Raw genomic sequence first — 23,781 nt, forward strand, 5'->3', positions numbered from 1 at the left:
CGGCAGGCGCCAACCCGGAACGCTCGCCGCAAGGCGGGCGTTTTTCATTTCCAGCCCCTATTCACCACGCGGGACGGCCGGCACGCGCCCTCGCCTTGCGCGCTGCAGCGTGCCCGCAGGCGCCGCGCGGCTTAGAATAGCCGGGTTCCCCCGTGATGGAGAGTTCCCGATGCCGTACATGCTGTTGATCCACGAACCCGTCGGCCAGCGCGCCACCCGCTCAGAGCCTGAAGGCCGCGCCGCCTATGAGCGCATGCTGCGCTGGGGCGACGAATTGCGCCGCCGCGGCCTGCTGCTGGCGGCCGAATCGCTGGCATCGACGGACAACGCGGCGCGCGTGACGGCGCCGGGCGGCAAGGCGCGCATCGTGGACGGGCCGTTTGCGGAAGCGAAGGAAATGGTCGGAGGGTTCTTTCTCGTTGATGTGGATTCGCGCGAGGAGGCGATCAAGCTGGCGCAGCAGTGTCCAGCGGCGGAGTGGGCGACCGTAGAGGTGCGGGGGCTGGCGCCGTGTTTTGATCGCTAGTGGCCACGCATACAAAGTTGGGTCCCGGCCTTCGCCGGACGACGTCCCTACTGGTATCACCAGCTCGGAAACCGTCGTTCCGGCGGAGGCCGGAACCCAATTTCGTGCTGCAGTCACTCGCAAGAGAACTCGCAAAAAACTGAATCCCGATGTCGATTTTCCACCCCTCATTCGTCGTACCAATGAGCGTTCCAAAACGCTCCCACCCACGACAAAGGAGTCCGACATGCGCTTCATGATCATCGTCAAGTCCACCGCCGACACCGAAGCCGGCATCCTGCCCGGCGAGCCCCTGTTCGCGGCCATGGCCGCCTACCACCAGGAGCTGGCCCGTGCCGGCGTCCTGCTCGACGCCAACGGCTTGCGCCCGACCCGGGACGGCTGGCGCATCCGTTACCGCGAAGGCCACCGCAGCATCACGGATGGCCCGTTCGCCGAAACCAAGGAGCTGATTGCCGGCTACACCCTGATCCAGGTCCGCAGCCGCGAGGAGGCAATGGAATGGTCGCGCCGTTTCCCCGCCCCGCACGGCGCGCTGCAGGATGGCGCGATCGAAGTGCGCCGGCTCTACGAGCCCGACGAGCTGCCCGCGGGCATACCGGAAGCCCGCGAACGCTTGCGCGCCCTGTAACGCGTCCCCTCTTCACGAAAGGAACCGCCATGAACAAGCAGATCTATGTGAACCTCCCGGTCGGAGACCTCGAACGCAGCAAGGCCTTCTTCGGCACCCTCGGCTTCGGCTTCAACCCGCAGTTCAGCGACCAGAACGCGGCATGCATGATCGTCTCGCCGGACATCTACGTGATGCTGCTGGCCGAGCCCTTCTTCCAGACCTTCACCAACAAGCCCGTCTCGGATGCGAAGACGAGCACCGAAGTGCTGCTGTGCCTGTCGTGCGACAGCCGCGCGGCGGTCGACGAATTGGCCGCCAAGGCCAGGGCCGCCGGCGGGGCGTTGCCGAACGCGCCGAAGGACTACGGCTTCATGTACCAGCACGGCTTCGAAGACCTCGACGGCCACCTGTGGGAGCTGGCATACATGGAGAGCATGCCGGAACAACAGCCGCAAGCCAGCGAGGCCGCCGCCGCGGACCCGCAGATCTGATGGACGCCCAGGTCGAGCGCAGCATCGCCGCCGTCTGGCGCATCGAATCGGCGAAGATCGTCGGCGCGGTGGCGCGCATCGTGCGCGACGTCGGCCTGGCCGAGGAACTGGCCCAGGACGCGCTGGTGGCTGCCCTGGAACACTGGCCGCAGGCGGGCATCCCGGACAAGCCCGGTGCCTGGCTCATGACCACGGCGAAGCACGCCGCGCTCGACCGGCTGCGGCGCGACCGGCTTCTGCAGCAGAAGCTCGAGCAGATCGGCCTCGACCTGGAGGCACAGGAGGCGCTCATCGTTCCCGATTTCGTCGACGGCCTCGACGCCGCGCGCAACGACGTGTTCCAGGACGACCTGCTGCGCCTGATGTTCAGCGCCTGCCACCCGGTGCTGTCGCTCGACGCGCGCCTGGCGCTCACCCTCAAACTGCTGGGTGGCCTGTCCACGCCCGAGATCGCGCGCGCCTTCCTGGTGCCCGAGGCAACCATGGCCCAGCGCATCGTGCGCGCCAAGCGTACGCTGTCCGAGGCGCGCGTGCCCTTCGAGCTGCCTCCGCCCCAGGAACTGGGCGAGCGCCTCGGCGCCGTGCTGGAAGCGGTCTACCTGATCTTCAACGAGGGTTACACCGCCACCGCCGGCGAGGACTGGATGCGCCCGGCCCTCGTCGACGAAGCCCTGCGCCTCGGGCGCATGCTGGCGGAACTGGCGCCCGGCGAGCCGGAAGCGCTCGGCCTGGTCGCGCTGATGGAACTGCAGGCGTCGCGCACGGCGGCGCGCCTCGATGCGCAAGGCCGGCCCGTGCTGCTGCTCGACCAGGACCGCTCGCGCTGGGACGGCGTGCTGGTGCGGCGCGGCCTGGCAGCCCTGGCGCGCGCAGCCCGGCTCGGCCTGCCGCGCGGCCCGTACGTGCTGCAGGCCGAGATCGCCGCCTGCCATGCGCGCGCGCCCGGCGCCGAGGCCACCGACTGGCAGCGCATCGCGGCGCTGTACGGCGAACTGGCGCTGGCCCAGCCCTCGCCCGTGGTCGAACTGAACCGGGCGGTGGCGGTCGGGATGGCCGACGGTCCCGCCGCCGGCCTGGCGCTGGCCGACCGGCTTGCCGCCGGCGGCAGGCTCGACGGCTACCACTGGCTGCCGAGCGTGCGCGGCGACCTGCTGCACAAGCTCGGACGCCATGCGGAGGCGCGCGCCGAATTCCTGCGCGCGGCGAACATGACGGCGAATGCGCGCGAGCGCGCGCTGCTGCTGGCGCGGGCGCGCGGAGAGAATACTCAGTGAACGGCATGCGTGGCGCCGTCCACCCGCCTGCATGCTCATCGGTTACATTATCGCTATCATGGCCGAGGTGCCAATAAGGTGCCAACAACATCACGACAGCCGGGCTGGGAGTACAGATGAAATTCCGCTTCTGGGGGGTGCGCGGTTCGATACCGTCCCCCGGTCCACGTACCGCGCGCTACGGCGGCAACACCACGTGCATCGAAGTGCGCACCGACGACAACACCCTGATCATCCTCGACGGCGGAACCGGCCTGTTTCCGTTGGCGCAGCACCTGCTGGCGCAGGAGCGGGGTCCGGTCGACGCCAACATCTTCATCACCCACAGCCACTGGGACCACATCCACGGCCTGCCCTTCTTCACCCCGCTGTTCGTCAAGGGCAGCCGGGTGTGCCTGCACGGCGCGCACGACCCGGTGACGAACAAGGGCATCGAACACGTCATGGGCGTGCAGCTGCAGAACAGCTACTTCCCGGTCAGCGAGACCCAGATGGACGCCACCATCGCGTACCGCACCCTCGATATCGGTGTGCCGGTCGAGGTCGGCGGCGCCGTGGTCGGCAACGTGCTGATGAACCACCCGGTGACCAACCTCGGCTACCGCATCGGCTGCGCCGGCCGATCGCTGTTCTTCACGGGCGACCACGAACCCTGGCACAACCCGTATCGGCCGGGCGATGCCGCCTTCGATGGGTTTGAACAGCACCTGGAGGAACGCCGGCGCGCCATCGACGCCGCGATGCAAGGCGTCGACGCCCTGATCGTCGACTGTTCGTACACGCGCGAGGAATACCCGGCCAGGGCGGGCTGGGGTCACGGCACCATCGACGCCGCCATCGAGATGGCGCTGCGCGTCGGCGCGGGCGCCCTGTACTGCACCCACCATGAGCCGAGCCGCGGCGACGACGAACTCGAGGCGGTGTTCGCCGAAGCGCTGGCACGCCACCGCGACCGCCTCGGCGGCCTGCAGGTCCACCTGGCCTTCGAAGGACTGGAAGTGAGCCTGAAGTGAGCCCATGGCGGGCGAAACCCCGCCCGCCCTGCGAACATCAGTCGTCGTCGCCGTCTCCCTCGCCCTTCTCCACGAACACCGCGGTGGTGCGTGCCGGGATGGTGAAGCTGCCGGTGCCGCGGTCGTAGCCGGACGCCTTGACGACCGGGTCGTCCGACTTGCGCTGGATCTTGTGCAGCGACAGCTTCAGGCCCTTCAGTGCCGGAATGGCAATGGTCTTCGCTTCCTTGTCCACGTTGAACAGCACCACCACGCTGCGGTACTTCGCGCCCGGGTAGCGGCTCGGCCGCTCGCCGTCGATGCGCATCACGACCAGGCCCGGCTCCTGCTGCGGCCCGGTGTTGTGGAAATACAGGCGCTCGCTCACGTCCTGCGCCGTGCGCAGGCGGAACAGGGTACTTTCCTTGCGGATGGCCAGCAGGTCCTCGAAGGCCGTCTTCGCCGACTGGATCGCCACGCGCATTTGCTCTGGCGCCGGTTTGATCAGCGGATTGGCCAGGATCGGCGCCATGAGCCCCCAGTTGTCGCGGTTGACACCGGCCATCGGCAGGCCGACCCCGAAGTTGTTCGACGTGTACGAGTAATCGAGGCGGTTGAACCAGTCGCCCGCGTTGTAGCTGTCACGGTCGAGCGACTTGGAGCGCAGCAGTTCCTGCCCCGCATGGATGAAGGGCACACCCTGCGACAGCAGCACGATGGCCGTGCCCAGGTTCTGCACCCGTACCCGGTCCGCCAGCGAGGTCGACTGCGGCAGGCGGAAGGCGTTGATGTCGAACAGGGTCTGGTTGTCGTGCTTCTCGACGTAGTTGATGGTCTCCACGGGGTTCGCCGCAAAGCCGGCGTTCTGGCCGAAGTAGTCGACCTGGGCATTCGTGCGCAGCGAGCCGAAACGGTCGGTGAAGCGGTAGTCGCGCAGCGTGCCGGACAGGCCCACGCGCACCAGGTCCGCCAAGCGCAGCGCATCGTCGCGCGACTTGTTCGCCAGGTGGTTCGGGTCGTACCAGACGCCGTTGATGAAACCCTGCTCCCTGATCAGGTTGTCGCCGCCGTCGCAGCACCCCCCGCCGCGCACCGCGTCGCGCAGGCGGTCGTTGAACGAGCCGATGCCGGTGCCGAACATGTTGGCCTGGCGTGCCTGCACGAAGCGCTGGTCGTTGCCCACCGCGCCGAAGTTCCAGCCTTCGCCGTACAGGTAGATCTCGCGGCCGGCCGCGCGGTCGACGCTGGCCTTCAGGCGCTGCATCAGGCCGAGCGGCGCGAAGCTCATGAGGTCGAAGCGGAAGCTGTCCACCTTGTACGCACTCGCCCACAGCGACACCGAATCGATCATCAACTTGCCCATCATCGTGTGCTCGGCGGCGGTGTCGGCGCAGCAGCTGTCGTTGAGGTTGGCTCCGTTGGCGTTCAGGCGGTAGTAGTAAGTGGGGACGATCTTGTCGAGGGTCGACAGCGGCCCCTGCTGCGAAGCGCTGGTGTGGTTGAACACCACGTCCATCGTCACGCGCAGCCCGGTCTCGTGCAGGTTCTGCACCATCGCGCGGAATTCGCGGATGCGCGCCGCACCGTCGTTGGGGTTCGTCGCATAGCTGCCTTCCGGCGCGTTGTAGTGCACCGGGTCGTAGCCCCAGTTGAAGCAGTCGGCATCGCGCACCGCATCCACCGCCGCCTGCTGGGCCTCGGAGTCCGGGCCGGCATCGGGGATCACCGGGGTCACGCAGCCGACTTCATCGATGTTGGCAATGTCGAAGGCCGGCAGCAGGTGGACGTGGGTGAGGCCGGCTTTCTGCAGCGACTTCAGGTGGCGCATGCCGCGCGAGTCGCGCTCGGTGAAGGCCAGGTACTTGCCGCGGTGGGCGCTCGGGACCGAGTCGTCGGACACGCTGAAGTCGCGCACGTGCAGTTCGTACAACGCGATATCGGCGGGATGGTCCAGCTTCGGCAGGCGGTGCCCGTCCCAGCCGCGCGGCTTGAGCGCCGGGCTGTCGAGGTTGGCTACGAAGCTGCGGCCGCTGTTGGCATTCAGGCTCAATGAGTACGGGTCGGTGACGGTATTCGTCACCAGCGCATTGTTGGCCCAGCGCGACAGCACCTTGACGGTATAGGTGTAGTAGGCGCGGTTGGTCCAGCCGCCGTCCGGTGCGGTGTAGCTCCATACGCCGGTAGCCGGATCCAGGCGCATCGGCACCTGGGCCGTGGCGGGCGCGTTGGCGTCCGGGTAGATGTCGAGCGCGACGGATTGCGCGGTTGGCGCCCACACGCGGAAGGTCGGCACGCCCTTGTCGCTGAAGCTCACGCCCAGCTTCGCATCGGCCGCGCGCGCGGCGAACACGTCGTCGAGCATGCCGGCGTTCTGCAGCGACGTCACCTGCACCAGCCTGCCGGCCGCGTCGAACTGCGCCACCGCAAACTGGGCGCTGGCCAGGCTTGCCACCCGGGCCGCGTCGGCTTGCGACAGCGACAGCCCGGTGGCGCCGGCCAGGTGCGGGAATTTCTCGCGCACGGCTTGCGGCAACGGGGCAAGATGCAGGTCCATGCTGCCGTCGGAACCGGTCACGCCGCCCGCGCCGGAACCCAGGCCGCCGTTCGCCGCGTAGTACAGCTTGTAGCTGCCTGCGGAAGGCACGCCGGGCCAGGCCAGCGTCGCCGCTGCCAGCCAGTGGGCGCTGGCATTGGCCAGGTTGCCGTAGCTGAGCGCCGGCGGCGCCGTGTAGACGGTGCAGTCGCCCTCCAGCAGCCAGATCTCGTGCCCTTTGCTGGCCACGTCCGGGTTGAGCGGCGCATGCTGGTCGGCGCCGCAGTTCTTGGTGCCGTTACCGTCTGTGACGAGGAACCACATCGAGGTCTTGCCGGCGGCAAGGGGGATGTCGACATAGCCGCCGAAAGCATCGCTTCCCGTGAACATGAAGCGGTCCGCAATCCAGGCCGAACTCGGGTTGGCCGGGCCGTCCCACGAATACACGCCCCACTGGGCCGTGTCGTTCTGCACGCGGCGGAAGTGCACCCGGATCGTACCTGGTGCGACAGCCGTGGCGGCGGTTGCCGCCGGCTGCTGGGCGGCGCTTGGCATGGGCAGGCCGAAGCCGGCCGCGAGCACGAGCGTGCCGCAGGCCGCACCCAGGCGCAACCTCGAAGTCAAACTACGTCTCATGCGCATGTTGTCTCCTTTGTGATTGTTTTTAAAGATTTTTTCACGGCCGCACGGGAATCTGGCAGCAGCAGTAGCGAACGCTACCGTGTAATATTACTACCAGCGTTAGCAAATTTGTAAAGATGCGCGCATAAAAAAAGCTTGCTCGTCTCAAGAGGCACGCACAAAAAATCGACCGCTGCGGGCCGATACCGCTCAGCCGGAGCAGGCCACCGGCGTGGCCATGCGAGGAATTGTTCAGGATTTGGGGGCGATGGCCGGCTGGAATTCGCGGCTAGCCACGGCCTGGCGCGCGCCGGGGGGTACCGGCCGCGAAAAGAAGAAACCCTGCCCTTCGTCGCAGCCGAGCGTCTTGAGCAGCTGCATCTGCTTGCGGTTCTCGATGCCCTCGGCCACGACGCGCATGCCGAGCGCATGCGCCATCGCGATCATGGAGGCGATCAGCGTGTCGCCCTCGGGATGTTCGATCCGCAGCACGAAGGCGCGGTCGATCTTGAGCACATCGAAGCGCAGTTTCTGCAGCTGGGAGAGCGAGGAATAACCGGTGCCGAAGTCGTCGATGCACAACTTGATCCCCAGTTCGCGCAACTGGCTGAACACGGCCGACTCACCGATTCCCTCCTGCATCATCGACGACTCCGTCACCTCGATCTCCAGCAGCGACGGGTCGATGCCGTAACGCGCGATCGCGCTGTGAAACAGCGCCAGGATGTCGGACTGGCTGAACTGGCGCGGCGACACATTGACCGAGACCGGCACCAGCGCACCGCCCTCGCGCGACCAGTCGGCCAGCTGGCGGCAGACGCTGTCGAGCACCTGCTCGCCCAGGCGCACGATCAGGCCGGTCTCCTCGAGCAGCGGGATGAAGCGGTCCGGTCCGGTCAGCCCCTTGCCCGGACGCTCCCAGCGCACCAGGGCCTCCATGCTCGACGCCTTGCCCTCGGCCAGGTCCACACGCGGCTGGTAATGCACGATGAACTGGTGCTGGTCGAGTGCATTGCGCAGCTCCATCTCCGTTTCCAGGCGGGCGCGGATCGCCTCGAAGTAGCGCGACTGGAAGAAGCGGAAATTGCCCTTCCCTTCCGTCTTGACCGAGTACATCGCGATATCGGCATTCTTGAGCAGCGTCTGCGCATCGTCGCCGTGCTCGGGGAACAGGCTGATCCCGATCGATGCGTTCAGCACGTGGGTAGTGTGATGCAGGTGGAAGCCGTCGCGGAAGGCCCCGAGCACGCGGCCGGCAACGTGCTCGACATCGTCCTCGCTGTCGATGTTTTCCAGCACGACCACGAATTCGTCGCCGCCCAGGCGCACCACATGGTCGCGCGGACGCACCGCGATCTTCAGGCGCTTGCCGACGGTGCGCAGCAGTTCGTCACCGGCCGCGTGTCCGAGCACATCGTTGACGGTCTTGAAGCCGTCGAGGTCGATGAACAGCACGGCGAGGCCGTGCCCGCCGGCGCGCGCCGCCTCGATCGCGCGCGGCAGGTACTGCTGGATCCAGTAGCGGTTCGGCAGGCCGGTGAGCTCATCCGAATTGCTCCTGCGCTCGAGCTCGGTCAAGTGGGCCTTGCTTTCGCTGATGTCGCGGATCGTGACCGCGAGGTCGTCGCCGGCGCGCACCGCCTTGTAACGGATCCACAGCGCTTTCAGCAGCGTCTCCGGCGCCCCCCTTACCGGGATTTCCTTGTCGAACAACCCGGTCTCGAGTGCCTGGCACAGCCGCTCGCAGGCCGCATGAAACAGCTCGCCCTGATAGAACTCCGACAGGCGGTGCCCCACCACCTGCTGCGTCTGCTTGCCGAACATCGCGGCGCCGTACTGGTTGCAGTCGACCACCTCGAAATCGACGACACGGCCGTGCGCGTCGCGCAGCGGCCGGTGGATGAAGAAGCCCTCGCCGGCGTCCTCGGTGGCCAGGCGGTAGGTGGCGCGGATCGTTTCGATCTGGTGCTGCTTCCACTTGGCATGCACGTAGAAGCTGGTGGCCAGCAGCGCGGCCAGCGCGAGCCAGGCGGTGTTCCACCAGGCCCGGTTGAGCGCATCCTGCCGGTGGTCGCGGAAGGCCGCCATTGCCGAGTATTCGTCCACCCCGACCAGGCCCACCAGCCCCAGGCCCGGGATCGGCCGCCAGCCGGTGATACGCGCGCGGCCGTCGGCAAACCAGCTGCCGTCCAGGCGCATCACGCCTTCCGGCCTGTCCGCAGGCGGCGGCGCGAGCAGGAAGGGCGCGCGCACCGAACTCACGCTGCCTCCCTTGCGGCTGGCGCGCACCACGCCGTCGTCCCCGATCACCCCGACGAAACCGTGCTCGCCCAGGATGGGTTCGGTGTAATGCTGGGTAAAGAAGGAAGGCAGCACGGAGAGCATCACGATGCCGTTGAAGCGCCCGTCCGGCGCAAGCTGCGGGCGCGAGAAGACGATCACTTCGCGGTGGGTCAACTCGCCGATGATCGGATCGCTGACGTACAGGTGGTCGCCCTGGGAACGCTGCTGTGCGGCGAAGTAAGGCTTGTGGCTGAAATTCCGGCCCAGGACGGCCACTTGCGTGCCTGTGACGACCACCCCGTTGCGGTCGAGCACACCTGCGGCGGCAATGTTTTCTTTCGCGAAGATGCCCGCCTCGATGGTGCCGGCCAGCTCGGTTCGTCCGCCGGAAACGGTCCAGTTGTGACGCAACAGCAGCAGGAAGCGGTCGGTGTCCTCGATCGAGCGCTGCGTGCGCTGGACGAAACCCCGCGTATAGGCGTCGACCCGCTGCACGAGTTCGGCCTGCCGTTCGCGCCGCTCGTGCTCAATATCGAGTAGAACATAGCCCCACAGCACGATTCCAGCGGTAAGCACGATTGCCGGCCACACCAGCAGCAAGGACGCCCGTTGGCGCAGGAACGCCAGGAGCGGGTGCAGGTGGCCGAAGGCCCGCCGGGCCATTGCGGCGCCGGCCGGCTTCGCCTCGTCGGTACGCGGATTCATCGGTGGTCCTGCGTGGCATGGGCAGCGGCGAACCAAGTATAACCCGCAGGCCCGGCGCGGCAAGGCCGCACGGAGCGCCGCACAGCATGCCGCCCCCAACGAAACAAGCCCGGCATTGCCGGGCTTGTTTCATGGAGCTGGCGCTGTTACATGGCGCCTTACATGATCTTGGTACCGATCCACCATGCGATGGCGGCCATGAAAGCCGACGCCGGAATGGTGAAGATCCAGGCCCAGACGATGTTGCCGGCGACGCCCCAGCGCACCGCCGAGGTCTTGCGCGAGGCGCCCACCCCGACGATCGCGCCGGTGATGGTGTGCGTGGTGGAGACCGGGATGCCAAAAAAGGTGGCCATCAGGAGCGTCATGGCGCCGCCGGTCTCCGCGCAGAAACCGCCCACCGGCTTGAGCTTGGTGATCTTCTGGCCCATGGTCTTGACGATGCGCCAGCCGCCGAACAGCGTGCCGAAGGCGATCGCGGCGTAGCACGAGATGATGACCCAGGTCGGCGGCATCGCGTCGTCCGGGCTGGTCACGCCGGCCGCGATCAGGAGCATCCAGATGATGCCCATGGTCTTTTGCGCGTCGTTGCCGCCGTGGCCGAGCGAATAGCCCGCCGCCGAGGCCAGCTGCAGGCGACGGAACCAGACGTCGACCTTGCGCGGCGTCGATTTCACGAACATCCATGACACCAGCAGCATGATGCTCGATCCCAGCACGAAACCCAGCAGCGGCGCGACGACGATGAAGGCCACGGTCTTGAGCAGGCCGCCGGCGATCAGCGAGCCGGTACCGGCCTTGGCCACCGCGGCGCCCACCAGGCCGCCGATCAGCGCATGCGACGAGGACGACGGAATGCCGTAATACCAGGTGATCAGGTTCCAGGTGATGGCCCCGACCAGGGCCCCGAAGATGACGTAATGGTCCACCACATCGGCGACGATCGTCCCCTTGCCGATGGTCTGCGCCACCTTCATGCTGACCACGAAGATTGCGATGAAGTTGAAGAAGGCCGCCATGGCCACCGCGGCCTGAGGTTTCAGCACGCCCGTCGACACCACGGTGGCGATCGAGTTCGCCGAATCGTGGAAGCCGTTCATGAAGTCGAATACCAGCGCCAGCAGCACCAGGAAACCCAGCACGTAAATGCTGATTTGTAGAGATTCCATAATTGTTCTTGTTCTTGGCGCGTTATGCGTTTTCGACGACGATGCCTTCGACGATGTTGGCGACGTCTTCGCAGCGGTCGGTGACGGTTTCGAGGATCTCGTAGATCGCTTTCATCTTGATCAGGTTGCGCACGTCCGGTTCGTCGCGGAACAGCTTGGACATGGCGGCACGCATCACGTGGTCGGCGTCGGACTCGAAGCGATCGATCTCTTCGCAAATGGCCACGATCTGGTGGGCGTTGCCCATGTCGTGCAGCAGCGCGACGGCCTCCTGCACCTTCATGCAGGCCGACAGGCACAGTTCGGCCAGGCGTGCGGCTTCCGGCGTCACCGCGTGCAGGTCATACAGGGAAACGGTCTGGGCAGCGTCTTCCATCATGTCCAGGATGTCGTCCATGCTGGTGATCAGCTTGTGGATGTCGTCACGGTCGAGCGGCGTGATGAAGGTCTTGTGCAGCAGGTCGACGCAGGTGTAGGTAATCTTGTCCGCTTCTTTCTCGATGCTCTCGACGGCGTGGGTGCGGGTTTCCAGGTCGTCGAAGTGGGTCATCAAGCCAACCATTTCCTGCGCGCCCTTCACGCACAGCGCGGCGTGCTGGTTGAACAGGTCAAAGAACTTGCCCTCCTGGGGCATTAGGCGTCCAAACATTTTATTCTCCGTTGTGAATCTCTTGGGACTTCGAAACCGCTGCCACGGCTGGCAGCGGCAAAGTTAACCGGCTTGGCGCCGGCTTTATTTAGATACGTCGCTAGGCACTTCTTTGGAGCTTAATCGCCCTGGTAGATGGCGAGGTTACCGCTGTAGTTGCCGAACTTGGTGTAGGAGCCGATCCAGGTAAGGCGAATTGCCCCGATCGGGCCGTTACGCTGCTTACCGATGATGATCTCGGCGGTTCCTTTATCGGGCGAATCGGGGTTGTAGACCTCATCGCGATACAGGAAGATGATGACGTCGGCATCCTGCTCGATAGCGCCGGATTCGCGCAGGTCGGACATGACGGGACGTTTGTTGGGACGTTGTTCCAGCGAGCGGTTCAGCTGGGACAGCGCGATGACCGGGCAATGCAGTTCCTTGGCCAGGCCCTTCAGGCTTCGCGAGATTTCCGAGATCTCGGCCGCGCGGTTGTCGCCCGGCTGGCTGCCCTGCATCAGCTGCAGGTAGTCGACGATGATCAGGCCCAGCTTGCCGCACTGGCGCGCCAGGCGTCGTGCCCGGGCGCGCATCTCGATCGGGTTCAGCGCCGGCGTTTCGTCGATGTAGAGCTGGGCGTCGTTCATCTTCTGGATGGCGTGCGTAAGGCGCGGCCAGTCCTCGTCGTTCAGGCGGCCGGTACGCAGGCGGTGCTGGTCGAGCTGGCCGACCGAACCGAGCATACGCATGGCCAGCTGGGCGCCGCCCATCTCCATCGAGAACACGGCCACCGGCAAGCCGGCTTCGATCGCGACGTTCTCGCCGATGTTGACCGAAAATGCGGTCTTGCCCATCGACGGACGGCCGGCGACGATGACCAGGTCGCCCGGCTGCAGGCCGGAAGTCATGCGGTCGAGGTCGATGAAGCCGGTCGGCACGCCGGTGATCTCGCCCTGGTTCTCGCGCGAGTACAGCTCGTCGATACGTTCGACCACCTGCGTGAGCAGCGGCTGGATCGGGTTCCAGCCCTGAGCGCCTCGGGCGCCCGACTCGGCGATCGCAAAAATCTTCGATTCGGCTTCGTCAAGCATCTGCTTGACTTCCTTGCCTTGCGGGTTGAAGGCATTGCCCGAGATCTCGTCGGCGACGGTGATGAGCTTGCGCAGGATGCCGCGGTCGCGCACGATCTCGGCATAGCGGCGGATGTTGGCCGCCGACGGCGTGTTCTGCGCCATCGCGTTCAGGTATTGCAGGCCGCCGACTTCCTCGGCCTTGCCGAGCATGTTGCAGGCCTCGTACACCGTGATCACGTCCGCCGGCTTGCCGGCGTTGATCAGGCGGACCATCTGCTCGAAGATGATGCGGTGGTCGTAGCGGTAGAAATCGTCCGCGTGCATGAAGTCGGCGATGCGGTCCCACGCCGCGTTATCGCGCAGCAGGCCGCCGATGACGGACTGTTCTGCCTCGATGGAGTGCGGTGGAATGCGCAGGGAATCGACTTGCGGATCGGCTGGAGAATTCATGGCGGGCATTATACCTTCTCCTGTCATGCGGCTGTCATAATTGCCGCGTTTTTCAGGACGCAAAAAAAGCCGGGCGAACCCGGCTTTTTCATTTATACAACAGTTGCTTACGTCAAAGACTTAAGCAGCTTCGCCGACGACGGCGATGGTGATGTCCGAGACGACATCGGTGTGCAGCGCGACGGCAACCGGGAATTCGCCGGTGGTCTTCAGCGGGCCGGTCGGCATGCGAACCTGCGACTTCTCGACCGGGAAGCCTTGCTTGCTCAGGGCTTCGGCGATGTCGAAGTTGGTGACCGAACCGAACAGACGGCCGTCCACGCCCGCCTTCTGGGCGATGGTGACGGTCATGCCGCTCAGCTTGTCGCCTTGTGCCTGGGCAGCCGACAGCTTTTCAGCTGCTGCTTTTTCCAGTTCGGCGCGCTTGACTTCGAATTCAGCCACGGCGGCCTGGGTAGCACGGCGTGCCATCTTCTGCGGGATCAGGAAGTTACGTGCGTAACCGTCCTTGACCTTGACCACGTCGCCCAGGTTGCCGACGTTAACAACTTTTTCCAAAAGGATAACTTGCATGTTTTTTCTCCAGGATATTCTGAACTGACCGACGCGATTAAGCGTTGTGCAGGTCGGTGTACGGCAGCAGCGCGAGGTAGCGTGCGCGCTTGATGGCGGTGTCGACCTGGCGCTGGTAGTGCGCCTTGGTGCCGGTCAGGCGTGCCGGCATGATCTTGCCGTTTTCCTGGACGAAGTCCTTCAGGGTGTCGACGTCTTTGTAGTCAACCTGTTCCACGTTTGCTGCGGTGAAGCGGCAGAACTTCTTGCGCTTGAACAGCGGGTTCTGCTGTTTGCGCTTGAGTTTTTCTTTAGCTTTGTTTTTGTCGAACTTTTTACCGAATGCCATTTCGAGGCTCCTGTATCTGTAATCTAACGCGCCGTAGTCGTCGACTATGCGGCACTGAAATCAATAATGTGAAACACCAAGGCTTTGCTGTTGCGGTTTTTCCGTGCGAGGAAGCCGTCGAACCGGTACGCGGCGCCGAGTTCGGCGCCGGCCAGCCTGCCCGAAATCTCGCCCGCGGCCAGCGCGGGGACTTCGAATGCGACCAGCCTTGCGACTCCGGCCTCTTCCTGCTGCGAACTATGCGACAGGATGGCACCCACGATGGGGACGCCGGCCGGGGTGTAACGCAGCACATCCCGCTCCGCGATGGTCGCGATGAGCTGAAGTTGATTCACTGCGCTGGTTCTGGGACTTCCTGGAAAAACTCAGTCAACAATCAAGCAGCGGCGGCCGGGGCAGCGGCTGCTGCTTCCGCGCGGTGGCTCTTGGCTGCGTCTTCGCGCTGCACCGACTTCATCATCGGCGACGGAGCGGTTTCGGCCTTCTTCATCTTGACGGTCAGGTGACGCAGGACGGCATCGTTGAACTTGAATGCGGTTTCCAGCTCGACCAGGGTCTCGTTGTCGCACTCGATGTTCATGCAGATGTAGTGAGCCTTCGGCAGCTTCTGGATCTGGTAAGCCATCTGGCGGCGGCCCCAGTCTTCCACGCGATGGATGTTACCGCCGCGGGTGGTCACCGTGGTCTTGTAACGCTCGATCATCGCCGGAACCTGCTCGCTCTGGTCCGGATGGACGATAAAAACGATTTCATAATGACGCATGCAACACTCCTTGAGGACGTTTAAACAAATGCCCACCTCGGCGTCAAGACGAGTGTGGGAAGGGAAAGCCTGCCATTATAGCCGGAAAAAGAGGCGGTTGGGAACTGGGGTTGTTGTTACAGGGGACGCGTACGCCAACGTGAAGCAACGAAATTGGGTTCCGGCCTTCGCCGGAAGTCGTAGGCCCCAATGGGGCATACGACGGCTTTCAGGACTCGGGCAAGGCTGGGCGCAACCGGAGTTTGTAGCAATAGCACGTCGTTCCCGCGAAGGCGGGAACCCAATTTGCGTGCATCGCGCCACAGTCCGCGCTGACCGCAACCCGCATTGCACAATTTTTTTACACTTTTCCCGTGTTTGCCCTTGCGCATATCAGAATACTGTACAAAAATACAGTCTGCTCTTACAACCATTTGCCGTAACACATCCATGCTCAAGCTCACTGCAAGGCAAGAACAGATCCTTAACCTGATCAAGGAAGCGATCGAAAACACCGGCTTCCCGCCGACCCGCGCCGAAATCGCGGCCGAGCTGGGCTTCAAGTCGGCCAATGCGGCCGAAGAACACCTGCAGGCCCTGGCGCGCAAGGGCGCGATCGAGATTTCGCCGGGCACCTCGCGCGGCATCCGCCTGGTCGGCGCTTCCGTCGAACAGGTCCCGATGGTGCCGCCGGCGCTCATGATGTCGCTGCCGCTGGTCGGACGCGTGGCTGCCGGCTCGCCCATCCTGGCCCAGGAACACGTCGAAGCCACCTATTCCGTCGATGCCGCGATGTTCTCGGCGCGTCCGGATTTCCTGCTGAAGGTCAAGGGCTGGTCGATGCGCGATGCCGGCATCTGCGACGGCGATTTCCTCGCCGTGAAGAAGATCGACAGCGCCAAGAACGGCCAGATCGTGGTCGCGCGACTTGGCGAGGAAGTCACCGTCAAGCGCTACCGCAAGACAGGCAGCCTGGTCGAACTGCTGCCGGAAAATCCTGATTTCAAAGTGATCCAGGTAAAGCCGGAAGACGAGTTCGCGCTCGAGGGGCTGGCGGTTGGACTGATGCGCAGCTGGCACTGACATGCTGACACTGCGCTTCTAAAATCGGGTTCCCGCCTGTGCGGGAATCCCATTTCGGCGAGTAGCCTCCAACGCTTCACTCCCCTCTCTTCTTCGCCTCCTGCAAGCCCTTCACCATCGCGTTGTGCTCGGCCACATATGCCTCGGTCGCCGCGCGCCAGGCCGCGAAATCGGCGAGCACCAGCTTCGAGCTCACCTTCGCTTCCTCGGTGAGGTTGGACTGCAGCTGGGTCAGGTAAGCCGTCGACTGCTCGGTCTCGTCCTTGTTCATCAGCTTGGCGATATCGGCCGGGATGCGCTTGGTCAGCGGCATTGCCGCGTTCAGGTTGGTGACGAATTTGTTGTAGCACTCCTGCCACGCGGTCACGGCATTGCCGATGCGGTCGATGTCCGTATTAATCTTCGACATCGCCGGAATGCGCGGCGCCACGCAGCGGAACTCGCCTGACTTCAGGTCTTCCCCGTCGTAGCCCTTGATCCAGTAGTCGATCTCGGCGCGGCGCTTGACGCGCTGGTCCATCACGTCGAGCGACGCGGCTGCGACCTTGTTGCCCTTGGCCGCGGCCTTCTTGAACAGCTCGCGCGCCTTCGCCTCGTCCACCTGCCCCGCTTCACCATACCAGACCATCTGGCCGAGCGCCTGCTGGGCTTCCGGATTGCCGGCATTGGCCAGCTTCGTGTAGATCTTTTGCGCCTGCGCGTAGTCCTTCTTGGCGAACAGGGCGTGCGCATCTTCAAGTTCCCCGGCAAAGGCGGACCCGCACAGCAGCAGGGATGCAAGGAACAGCTTGGTCTTCATGGCAGGTGATGAAAGAGGAAAGAATCCCATGATAGCGGCAATCCCCCGCCCCGCTCAACCGCTGAAACAAAACGGCGACCACAGGAGCCGTTTTGACGACGGCGACCACCGGAGCCGTTTTGACGACGGCGACCACAGGCGCCGTTTTGACGACGGCAACCACAGGAGCCGTTTTGACGACGGCGACCACAGGAGCCGTTTTGACAACGGCAACCACAGGCGCCGTTTTGACGACCGCAGCCTGCGGCCGCCGGAGAGCGCGCCGACCGCTCAGGCGTCGAGCGCCTGGCGGAAATCCATCAGCAGGTCGTCGGTATCCTCGATGCCGACCGAGACCCGGATCAGCGACTCGGCGATGCCCATGCTGGCGCGCCGCTCCGCCCCCATCTCGAAGAAGATGGTGTGCGCCACCGGGATCACCAGGGTGCGGGTGTCGCCCAGGTTGCTGGCCGGAATGCCGAGCTTGAGGCGGTTCAGGTAGTCAAAGGGGTCGATCGACTCCACCAGCTCGAAGCTGAGCAGCGAGCCGCCGGCGCGGAACAGCTCCCGCGTGATGCCGTTCTGGGGATGCGAGGCCAGGCCGGGATAGTACACGGCGGACACGCGCTCGTCCGCCTCGAGCATCTGCGCCAGCGCCAGCGCATTGCTGCTGGTGCGCTCCATGCGCAGCGCCAGCGTTTCGGCGCCCACCGCGATGTGGTGCGCCGCTTCCGGCCCGAGCGCCGCCCCGAAGTCGCGTAGCGCCTTGGCGCGCAGCTGGGCCAGGCCCTGGGCTGCTACCGGCTGCTTGCGGAAGTTGGCCGCGATGTGCGGGTAGGCGCTCCAGTCGAACAGGCCGGTGTCGGTCAGCGCGCCGCCCAGGGCATTGCCGTGGCCGCCGATCGACTTGGTCAGCGAGTTCACCACCAGCCCCGCGCCGACCGTTTTCGGGCGGAACAGGTAAGGCGTGGTCATCGTGTTGTCGACCACGTACAGGATGCCGCGCGCGCGGCACAGCTCACCGATGCGCGCCAGGTCGGCCACCTGGGTGCGCGGATTGGCGATGGTCTCGACGAAGACCATGCGCGTGTCCGGGGTCAGGGCCGCTTCGACCTTGGCGACATCGGTCGCGTCGACGAAATCCACGGCCACGCCCTGCCCTGCCACCGTCTGCCACAGGCTGTTGGTATTGCCGAACAGGAAGGACGAAGACACGATGTGGTCGCCCGCACGCAGCAACGCCTGGAACAGCGCGCCGATGGCGCCCATCCCGGTGGCGAAGCACAGCGTGCCAACGCCGTCTTCCATCCTGGTGATCTTGTCCTCGAGCGCGCCGACGGTCGGGTTGCCCTGGCGGCCGTAGCGGAAGCCCGGCTCCTTGCCCTGGAAGACCGAAGCCAGCTGGCGCGCATCGCCGTAGCCGAAGGCCACCGAGGTGTGCACCGGCTTGTGCAGCGAGCCCTGCTCGATGCTCTTCCTGCGGTCGTTGTGCAGGATGGTGGTCGTGAAACCGTAGCGCTTGTCCGTCATGCCGCCCCCGTCACTCGGCCGTGACCGGGCGGTTGAGGTTGAGCTGGTTGGTCGCCGCGTCCTCCACACCCTTGCTGCCACCCTTGTGGCGTGCCGACTCCTGGCGATCCAGGTATTCCGGGGTCACGTCGCCGGTCACGTACACGCCGTCGAAGCACGAAGCCTCGAAGTTCTTCAACGCCGGGTTGACGTCCGAGATCGCCTTCTTGAGCGCATCCACGTCCTGGTAGACCAGGCGGTCGGCGGTGATCTCCGCGCAGATTTCCTCGTTGGTGCGGCCATGGGCGATCAGCTCGTCGCGCGTCGGCATGTCGATGCCGTACACGTTCGGGTACAGCACCGGCGGCGCAGCCGAAGCGAAGTAGACCTTGCGGGCGCCGGCGTCGCGCGCCATCTGCACGATCTCGCGGCTGGTGGTGCCGCGCACGATCGAGTCGTCGACCAGCAGCACGTTCTTGTCCTTGAACTCGGACCCGATCGCGTTGAGCTTCTGGCGCACCGACTTCTTGCGCATGTTCTGGCCCGGCATGATGAAGGTGCGGCCGATGTAGCGGTTCTTGATGAAGCCTTCGCGGTACTCGACACCGAGCTTCAGCGCCAGCTGGATCGCCGCCGGACGCGAGGAATCGGGAATCGGCATGACCACGTCGATCTCTTCGACCGGGATTTCCTTGCGAATCTTGTCGGCCAGGTATTCACCCATGCGCAGGCGGGTGGCGTAGACCGACGCGCCGTCGATCACCGAATCCGGGCGCGCCAGGTAGACGTATTCGAAAGCGCACGGGTTCAGCGACGGGTTCTCGGCGCACTGACGCTCGTGCAGCGTGCCGTCGTTGCTGATGAAGATGGCCTCGCCCGGGGCGATATCGCGCACGAAGCGGAAGCCCAGGCCTTCCAGCGCCACGGATTCGCTCGCCACCAGGTATTCGGTGCCGTGCTCGCCCTCGTTCATGCCGAGGCACAGCGGACGGATGCCGAACGGGTCGCGGAAGGCCAGCATGCCATGGCCTGCGATCTGCGCCACCACGGCATAGGCGCCGCGCACGCGGCGGTGTACCGCGGCGACCGCCTTGAAGATGGCGTCGGTGTCCAGCTTGTAGCCGTCGGCCGCTTCCTGGACCTCGTGGGCCAGCACGTTCAGCAGCACTTCCGAGTCGGAGTCGGTGTTGATGTGGCGGCGGTCGTTCTTGAACAGCTCTTCCTTGAGCTGGGCCTGGTTGGTCAGGTTGCCGTTGTGGGCCAGGGTGATGCCGAACGGTGCGTTGACGTAGAACGGCTGCGCCTCTTCCTCGCTCGAGGAGCCGGCGGTCGGATAGCGGCAGTGGCCGATACCGGTGTTGCCCTGCAGCGTACGCATGTTACGGGTGCGGAACACGTCACGTACCAGGCCGTTGGCCTTGTACATCGAAAACATGCTGCTGTGATTGGTTGCAATGCCCGCCGCATCCTGGCCACGGTGCTGCAGCAGCAGCAACGCGTCATACAAAAGCTGGTTGACGGGATTGTTCGAGACGACGCCGACGATGCCACACATGGTGCGCTCCTAAAGACTGGACTGCTTGGATTACAAAAAGTTGAAACCGTTGGATCAAAACCTGACGTGCTCGGCCAGTGCCGCAGGAAGGAAAGGTTTGACCGTGCGCGCTCCTGTTTCCGCCATCGGCGACAGCAGCGCATTTTTCCAGAAATCCTGTTGCGGGATGGAAGTCATCCCGCTCAATATGACGGCGGCAAGCACGATTACAATGCCCCGCGCCAGGCCGAACAATCCCCCGAGTCCCCGATCGGCCAGGCTCAGGCCCGATGCGGTGATGAGCGCCCCGATGGCCAGCGACAGCAGGCCCATCAGGATACGCACGCCAAGGAACAGGACGATGAAGGCCATGATCAGGCGCGCCGTATCGCCCGGCATCAGCTCCGGCAGCATCGGCGCCAGCTGCGCGCCGTAGGCGTTCGCCACCACGAAGGCCACCACCCAGCCCAGCAGGGAGAGGATTTCCTTCACCAGGCCGCGCAAGGTGGAGATGATAACGGACGAAACCAGGACGAACAGGACCAGATAATCGAAAATCGTCACGCCGCGTCGCTTTCCATCAAAACGCCTGGATCAGAGCGGCACCATCTTGCTCGACAGGCCCATGCCGACGAGCTTGGCGCGGATCTTGTCCGCCTCTTCCTTGCCGAACGGGCCCACGCGCACGCGGATCAGGTCGCCCGAACGCTCGGTGAAGGAGGATACGCCGGCTGCGCGCAAGCGGCCCTGCAGTTCTTCGACCTTTTCCGGGGTCGCCAGTGCCGCGACCTGCACGATGTACCTCTGCGACGGGCCTTCGGCCTTCACGGGCGGCTTGCCTTCCAGGAGCGCCAGTGCGCGGGCAGCGTCGTCGTTGACTGCACGCGGCTTGTCTTCGGCCGGCTTGGCCGCGGGCTTCTCGACCTTCTTCGGTTCGGCTTCCGCGAGCTTGACCGGCTTCTTTTCGAGGGCCGGCTTGTCCGCCTCGGGACGCTTCGGCTCAGGCTTGGGCGGCTCGGCGTTCTGCAGCCCGGCGTCGGCGCGGGCGGCGGGCGGGCGCGTGTCGAGGGTGCGCAGCGGCGGCGGGTCGGCCGGCGCGGCTGCCGACGCCGGTGCAGGCTGCACCTCGGTATCGGTCGGCTCGACGATCTCTTCCCCGCTGTCGACGGCGGCGGCGGCCGGCACCGGCAGCGGCGCGGCCTTGTCCTTCGACGGGATATGGATGGCGATGTCGGCGCCGAGCGGCTTGGGCTCGGAATCGAGCAGCATCGGCAGGCCGACGGCGGCTGCCAGGGCCAGTGCGATGGCGCCCACCAAGCGCCGGCGCGCGCGCTTCTTCTCGGGCAGGATCGGGTCGGCGGCGCGCTTGCCGCGCGCTCCGTCGCCCGCGTGCGACGCGCGCTTGGCGCGGGCGCGCTCGCCGTAGGCTGCATCGTCTTCCTTGACGAAGTGCCCGCTGTCCCGGACCGTGTCTTGCTTGTTTTTAGTACCGAACGAGAACAAGCCCATGCGTTTCTGTTATCAGTGTAATGAGGATTTGCGGGCCGCCATCACGCCGGCGACCGTGTAGAACGAGCCAAAGACCACAATTCTATCATTCTCCCCTGCGCGGCTCACGGCATTCGCATAGGCCTCGGCCGGGTTGGCGAAGGTGGTGACCGAAAAATCGTCCTCTTTCGCGCCTGCCGGCCGCAATCCGGCGAGCTTTTCCGCCAGTTTGGCCGGATCGCTGGAGCGCGGCGAGGGCAGCGCGGTGACGCACCAGTGGTCGACGATGTCGCGCATCGGCGCGATCACGGCGTCAATATCCTTGTCTTCCATGATGCCGAACACCGCGTAGGTGTAGCGGTGGAAGCCCATGTTGCCGAGGTTTTGCGCGAGCGCCGCGGCGGCGTGCGGGTTGTGGGCGACGTCCAGCACCTGGGTGGGCCGGCCCGCCAGCACCTGGAAGCGTCCCGGCAGCTCGACCATGGCCAGGCCCGCGCGCACTTCCTGCGCGCCGCAGGGCAGCTCCAGGCGCAGCACTTCGAGCGCGGCCAGGGCGGCCGAGGCATTGAGCAGCTGGTTGGCGCCGCGCAGGGCCGGATAGGCCAGCGAATTGCGGCGCTGGCCGCGGCCGCCATAGCTCCACTGTTGCTGGTCGCCCTGGTAGTTGAAGTCGCGCCCGATCAGCCACAGGTCGGCGCCGATGTCCTCGGCATGCTTGATCAGCGATTGCGGCGGCACCGGGTCGCTGCAGATCGCGGCCTTCCCGGCGCGGAAGATACCGGCCTTTTCGAAGCCGATTTTTTCACGCGTGTCGCCGAGGTAGTCGGTGTGGTCGATGTCCACGCTGGTGACGATGGCAACATCGGCATCGACCACGTTGACGGCGTCCAGGCGTCCGCCCAGCCCGACTTCCAGGATCGCGACATCCACCCCGCTCTTCGAGAGCAGGTGCATGATCGCGAGCGTGGTGAATTCGAAGTAGGTCAGCGCCACGTCGCCGCGCACGCTTTCCACCGCATCGAAGGCCTCCACCAGCGCTTCGCTGGATGCCATCTCGCCGTTGATGCGGGCGCGCTCGTTGAAGTCGAGGAAGTGCGGCTTGATGTACAGGCCGACGCGGTAGCCGGACTGCAGCAGCACGGCTTCCAGCATGGCGCAGGTCGAGCCCTTGCCATTGGTGCCGGCCACCATGATCACGGGGCAGCTGAAGGCGAGCTGCAGGCGTTCCTTGACGGCGCGCACGCGGTCGAGGCCCATGTCGATATGGGTTTCGGCATGGCGCGACTCGAGCAGCGCCAGCCAGTCGGGCAAGGTGGTCGGGAGAGTGGACATGGGAATGAAGCTCAAGGATGGTGCGCGGGGCGCTGGTGCGGACGCATGGGCGCCCGCACCGGGAACGGGATCAGGAGACCAATCAGGCCAGTGCGTCGGCAGCCTGGTTTTGCAGCAGGGCCAGCAGGCGCGCGATTTCTTCGCGCATCTTGCGGCGGTCGACGATCATGTCGACGGCGCCCTTCTGCACCAGGAACTCGGCACGCTGGAAGCCTTCCGGCAGTTTTTCGCGCACGGTGTTCTCGATCACGCGCGGGCCGGCGAAGCCGATCAGGGCCTTCGGCTCGGCAATGACGACGTCGCCCATGAAGGCGAACGAAGCCGAGACGCCGCCCATGGTCGGGTCGGTCAGCACGCTAATGAACGGCAGCTTCTTTTCCGACAGCTTGGTCAGCATGGCGGTGGTCTTGGCCATCTGCATCAGCGACAGCAGGCCTTCCTGCATGCGGGCGCCGCCGGTGGCGGTGATGCAGATGAAAGGCACCTTCTGCTCCAGCGCCACCTGGGCGCCGCGCACGAAGCGCTCGCCGACGACCGAGCCCATCGAGCCGCCCATGAATTCGAATTCGAAGCAGGCGACGACGACCGGCAGGCTCATGATCGAGCCGCCCTGCACGATGAGGGCATCGGTCTCGCCGGTGGCGTCCATGGCCTGCTTGAGGCGGTCCGGGTACTTCTTGCTGTCCTTGAACTTCAGGGTATCGACCGGCAGGGCTTCCTGGCCGATCTCGTAGCGGCCGCCTTCGTCAAGCAGCGCATCGAGGCGCTCGCGGGCGCGGATGCGCATGTGGTGGTCGCACTTCGGGCAAACGTGCTGGTTCGATTCCAGGTCGGCGCGGTACAGGACCGCTTCACACGACGGGCACTTGACCCACAGCCCTTCGGGCATGGTCTTGCTCTTGGCGGCATCGGAGCGCTGGATCCGTGGGGGCAGCAGTTTTTCTAGCCAACTCATCTTTTCTCCTTGCGGCAAGTCTTCGAAGTGGCGGTAGTGTAGCCGCAAGCGCCTCGCTTGTCGAATGCTGTCGCCCTGCCAATTAGCAATCCGACATG

22 protein-coding genes are annotated in these 23,781 nt (G+C 65.2%); 6 read left to right on the forward strand and 16 right to left on the reverse strand.

Annotation, left to right across the window (positions count from 1 at the left end; genetic code table 11):
• Positions 1-169: 169 nt before the first annotated feature.
• The 5 genes from ACFFJK_RS13595 to ACFFJK_RS13615 all read left to right on the forward strand — a co-directional run bounded on the left by ACFFJK_RS13595 (position 170) and on the right by ACFFJK_RS13615 (position 3,917).
• Positions 170-526 (forward strand): YciI family protein, encoded by a 357-nt coding sequence (locus ACFFJK_RS13595; RefSeq protein ID WP_379679806.1) that lies wholly within the window; start codon positions 170-172, stop codon positions 524-526.
• A 226-nt stretch (positions 527-752) separates the two neighbouring features.
• Positions 753-1,157, forward strand: coding sequence for a YciI family protein (locus ACFFJK_RS13600; protein WP_379679808.1), 405 nt, complete (start codon positions 753-755; stop codon positions 1,155-1,157).
• A gap of 29 nt (positions 1,158-1,186) precedes the next feature.
• On the forward strand, positions 1,187-1,630 hold the full coding sequence (locus ACFFJK_RS13605) for a VOC family protein (protein ID WP_379679809.1): 444 nt from the start codon (positions 1,187-1,189) through the stop codon (positions 1,628-1,630).
• The gene (locus tag ACFFJK_RS13610; protein WP_379680558.1) at positions 1,627-2,904 is read left to right on the forward strand and encodes an RNA polymerase sigma factor; all 1,278 of its coding nucleotides are present in this window, start codon (positions 1,627-1,629) and stop codon (positions 2,902-2,904) included. The genes ACFFJK_RS13605 and ACFFJK_RS13610 overlap by 4 nt, the downstream gene beginning before the upstream one ends.
• A 116-nt stretch (positions 2,905-3,020) precedes the next feature.
• Complete coding sequence (locus ACFFJK_RS13615; RefSeq protein ID WP_379679811.1) at positions 3,021-3,917, forward strand: MBL fold metallo-hydrolase; 897 nt, start codon at positions 3,021-3,023, stop codon at positions 3,915-3,917.
• A 37-nt stretch (positions 3,918-3,954) separates the two neighbouring features.
• On the opposite strand, the gene pulA is transcribed toward ACFFJK_RS13615, so the two are convergent.
• From pulA to rpsF, 9 genes are all read right to left on the reverse strand, one after another.
• Positions 3,955-7,071 carry a pullulanase-type alpha-1,6-glucosidase gene (pulA, locus tag ACFFJK_RS13620; RefSeq protein ID WP_379679813.1) on the reverse strand — a complete coding sequence of 1,039 codons (3,117 nt, stop codon included), beginning with the start codon at positions 7,069-7,071 and terminating at the stop codon, positions 3,955-3,957.
• A gap of 231 nt (positions 7,072-7,302) precedes the next feature.
• Entirely contained in the window at positions 7,303-10,038 is a 2,736-nt protein-coding gene (locus tag ACFFJK_RS13625; protein WP_379679815.1) for a bifunctional diguanylate cyclase/phosphodiesterase, read from the reverse strand.
• 158 nt (positions 10,039-10,196) lie between these two features.
• On the reverse strand, positions 10,197-11,207 hold the full coding sequence (locus ACFFJK_RS13630; protein ID WP_379679817.1) for an inorganic phosphate transporter: 1,011 nt from the start codon (positions 11,205-11,207) through the stop codon (positions 10,197-10,199).
• A gap of 22 nt (positions 11,208-11,229) precedes the next feature.
• On the reverse strand, positions 11,230-11,856 hold the full coding sequence (locus tag ACFFJK_RS13635) for a DUF47 domain-containing protein (protein ID WP_379679819.1): 627 nt from the start codon (positions 11,854-11,856) through the stop codon (positions 11,230-11,232).
• Between the two features lie 119 nt (positions 11,857-11,975).
• On the reverse strand, positions 11,976-13,361 hold the full coding sequence (locus tag ACFFJK_RS13640) for a replicative DNA helicase (RefSeq protein WP_379680559.1): 1,386 nt from the start codon (positions 13,359-13,361) through the stop codon (positions 11,976-11,978).
• Between the two features lie 120 nt (positions 13,362-13,481).
• Complete coding sequence (gene rplI / locus ACFFJK_RS13645) at positions 13,482-13,934, reverse strand: 50S ribosomal protein L9 (protein WP_379679821.1); 453 nt, start codon at positions 13,932-13,934, stop codon at positions 13,482-13,484.
• Positions 13,935-13,971: 37 nt separating this feature from the next.
• Positions 13,972-14,262, reverse strand: a complete 291-nt coding sequence (gene rpsR / locus ACFFJK_RS13650) for a 30S ribosomal protein S18 (protein ID WP_056332995.1) — start codon at positions 14,260-14,262, stop codon at positions 13,972-13,974.
• 44 nt (positions 14,263-14,306) lie between these two features.
• On the reverse strand, positions 14,307-14,597 hold the full coding sequence (gene priB / locus ACFFJK_RS13655) for a primosomal replication protein N (RefSeq protein ID WP_379679822.1): 291 nt from the start codon (positions 14,595-14,597) through the stop codon (positions 14,307-14,309).
• A gap of 41 nt (positions 14,598-14,638) precedes the next feature.
• On the reverse strand, positions 14,639-15,025 hold the full coding sequence (rpsF, locus tag ACFFJK_RS13660; RefSeq protein ID WP_379679824.1) for a 30S ribosomal protein S6: 387 nt from the start codon (positions 15,023-15,025) through the stop codon (positions 14,639-14,641).
• A gap of 429 nt (positions 15,026-15,454) precedes the next feature.
• Between rpsF and lexA the strand changes: the two genes are divergently transcribed.
• A complete protein-coding gene (gene lexA / locus ACFFJK_RS13665; RefSeq protein WP_379679826.1) occupies positions 15,455-16,087 on the forward strand; it encodes a transcriptional repressor LexA in 633 nt (210 codons plus the stop codon).
• A gap of 76 nt (positions 16,088-16,163) precedes the next feature.
• Here the strand turns inward: lexA and ACFFJK_RS13670 are convergent, their stop codons facing one another.
• The 7 genes from ACFFJK_RS13670 to accD form a co-directional block, all read right to left on the reverse strand.
• On the reverse strand, positions 16,164-16,886 hold the full coding sequence (locus ACFFJK_RS13670; protein ID WP_379679828.1) for a tetratricopeptide repeat protein: 723 nt from the start codon (positions 16,884-16,886) through the stop codon (positions 16,164-16,166).
• A 270-nt stretch (positions 16,887-17,156) separates the two neighbouring features.
• Complete coding sequence (locus ACFFJK_RS13675) at positions 17,157-18,395, reverse strand: cystathionine gamma-synthase family protein (RefSeq protein WP_379679830.1); 1,239 nt, start codon at positions 18,393-18,395, stop codon at positions 17,157-17,159.
• Positions 18,396-18,405: 10 nt separating this feature from the next.
• A complete protein-coding gene (gene purF / locus ACFFJK_RS13680) occupies positions 18,406-19,929 on the reverse strand; it encodes an amidophosphoribosyltransferase (RefSeq protein WP_379679831.1) in 1,524 nt (507 codons plus the stop codon).
• A gap of 54 nt (positions 19,930-19,983) precedes the next feature.
• Positions 19,984-20,472 (reverse strand): CvpA family protein, encoded by a 489-nt coding sequence (locus ACFFJK_RS13685; RefSeq protein WP_379679833.1) that lies wholly within the window; start codon positions 20,470-20,472, stop codon positions 19,984-19,986.
• 30 nt (positions 20,473-20,502) lie between these two features.
• Entirely contained in the window at positions 20,503-21,417 is a 915-nt protein-coding gene (locus ACFFJK_RS13690) for an SPOR domain-containing protein (protein ID WP_379679834.1), read from the reverse strand.
• 12 nt (positions 21,418-21,429) lie between these two features.
• Positions 21,430-22,728 (reverse strand): bifunctional tetrahydrofolate synthase/dihydrofolate synthase, encoded by a 1,299-nt coding sequence (gene folC, locus ACFFJK_RS13695; RefSeq protein WP_379679835.1) that lies wholly within the window; start codon positions 22,726-22,728, stop codon positions 21,430-21,432.
• An 82-nt stretch (positions 22,729-22,810) separates the two neighbouring features.
• Positions 22,811-23,683 carry an acetyl-CoA carboxylase, carboxyltransferase subunit beta gene (accD, locus tag ACFFJK_RS13700; protein ID WP_379679837.1) on the reverse strand — a complete coding sequence of 291 codons (873 nt, stop codon included), beginning with the start codon at positions 23,681-23,683 and terminating at the stop codon, positions 22,811-22,813.
• Positions 23,684-23,781: the final 98 nt, after the last annotated feature.

The sequence above is a fragment of the Massilia consociata genome (genome assembly GCF_042432755.1).
Lineage (GTDB): Bacteria > Pseudomonadota > Gammaproteobacteria > Burkholderiales > Burkholderiaceae_D > Telluria > Telluria consociata.

Bases quoted from the DNA above. Each gene is read 5' to 3' on its own strand.
- ACFFJK_RS13595 (WP_379679806.1), top strand. From the start codon at position 170: ATGCCGTACATGCTGTTGATCCACGAACCCGTCGGCCAGCGCGCCACC.
- ACFFJK_RS13600 (WP_379679808.1), top strand. From the start codon at position 753: ATGCGCTTCATGATCATCGTCAAGTCCACCGCCGACACCGAAGCCGGC.
- ACFFJK_RS13605 (WP_379679809.1), top strand. From the start codon at position 1,187: ATGAACAAGCAGATCTATGTGAACCTCCCGGTCGGAGACCTCGAACGC.
- ACFFJK_RS13615 (WP_379679811.1), top strand. From the start codon at position 3,021: ATGAAATTCCGCTTCTGGGGGGTGCGCGGTTCGATACCGTCCCCCGGT.
- pulA (WP_379679813.1), bottom strand. From the start codon at position 7,071: ATGCGCATGAGACGTAGTTTGACTTCGAGGTTGCGCCTGGGTGCGGCC.
- ACFFJK_RS13625 (WP_379679815.1), bottom strand. From the start codon at position 10,038: ATGAATCCGCGTACCGACGAGGCGAAGCCGGCCGGCGCCGCAATGGCC.
- ACFFJK_RS13630 (WP_379679817.1), bottom strand. From the start codon at position 11,207: ATGGAATCTCTACAAATCAGCATTTACGTGCTGGGTTTCCTGGTGCTG.
- ACFFJK_RS13635 (WP_379679819.1), bottom strand. From the start codon at position 11,856: ATGTTTGGACGCCTAATGCCCCAGGAGGGCAAGTTCTTTGACCTGTTC.
- ACFFJK_RS13640 (WP_379680559.1), bottom strand. From the start codon at position 13,361: ATGAATTCTCCAGCCGATCCGCAAGTCGATTCCCTGCGCATTCCACCG.
- rplI (WP_379679821.1), bottom strand. From the start codon at position 13,934: ATGCAAGTTATCCTTTTGGAAAAAGTTGTTAACGTCGGCAACCTGGGC.
- rpsR (WP_056332995.1), bottom strand. From the start codon at position 14,262: ATGGCATTCGGTAAAAAGTTCGACAAAAACAAAGCTAAAGAAAAACTC.
- rpsF (WP_379679824.1), bottom strand. From the start codon at position 15,025: ATGCGTCATTATGAAATCGTTTTTATCGTCCATCCGGACCAGAGCGAG.
- lexA (WP_379679826.1), top strand. From the start codon at position 15,455: ATGCTCAAGCTCACTGCAAGGCAAGAACAGATCCTTAACCTGATCAAG.
- ACFFJK_RS13670 (WP_379679828.1), bottom strand. From the start codon at position 16,886: ATGAAGACCAAGCTGTTCCTTGCATCCCTGCTGCTGTGCGGGTCCGCC.
- ACFFJK_RS13675 (WP_379679830.1), bottom strand. From the start codon at position 18,395: ATGACGGACAAGCGCTACGGTTTCACGACCACCATCCTGCACAACGAC.
- purF (WP_379679831.1), bottom strand. From the start codon at position 19,929: ATGTGTGGCATCGTCGGCGTCGTCTCGAACAATCCCGTCAACCAGCTT.
- ACFFJK_RS13690 (WP_379679834.1), bottom strand. From the start codon at position 21,417: ATGGGCTTGTTCTCGTTCGGTACTAAAAACAAGCAAGACACGGTCCGG.
- folC (WP_379679835.1), bottom strand. From the start codon at position 22,728: ATGTCCACTCTCCCGACCACCTTGCCCGACTGGCTGGCGCTGCTCGAG.
- accD (WP_379679837.1), bottom strand. From the start codon at position 23,683: ATGAGTTGGCTAGAAAAACTGCTGCCCCCACGGATCCAGCGCTCCGAT.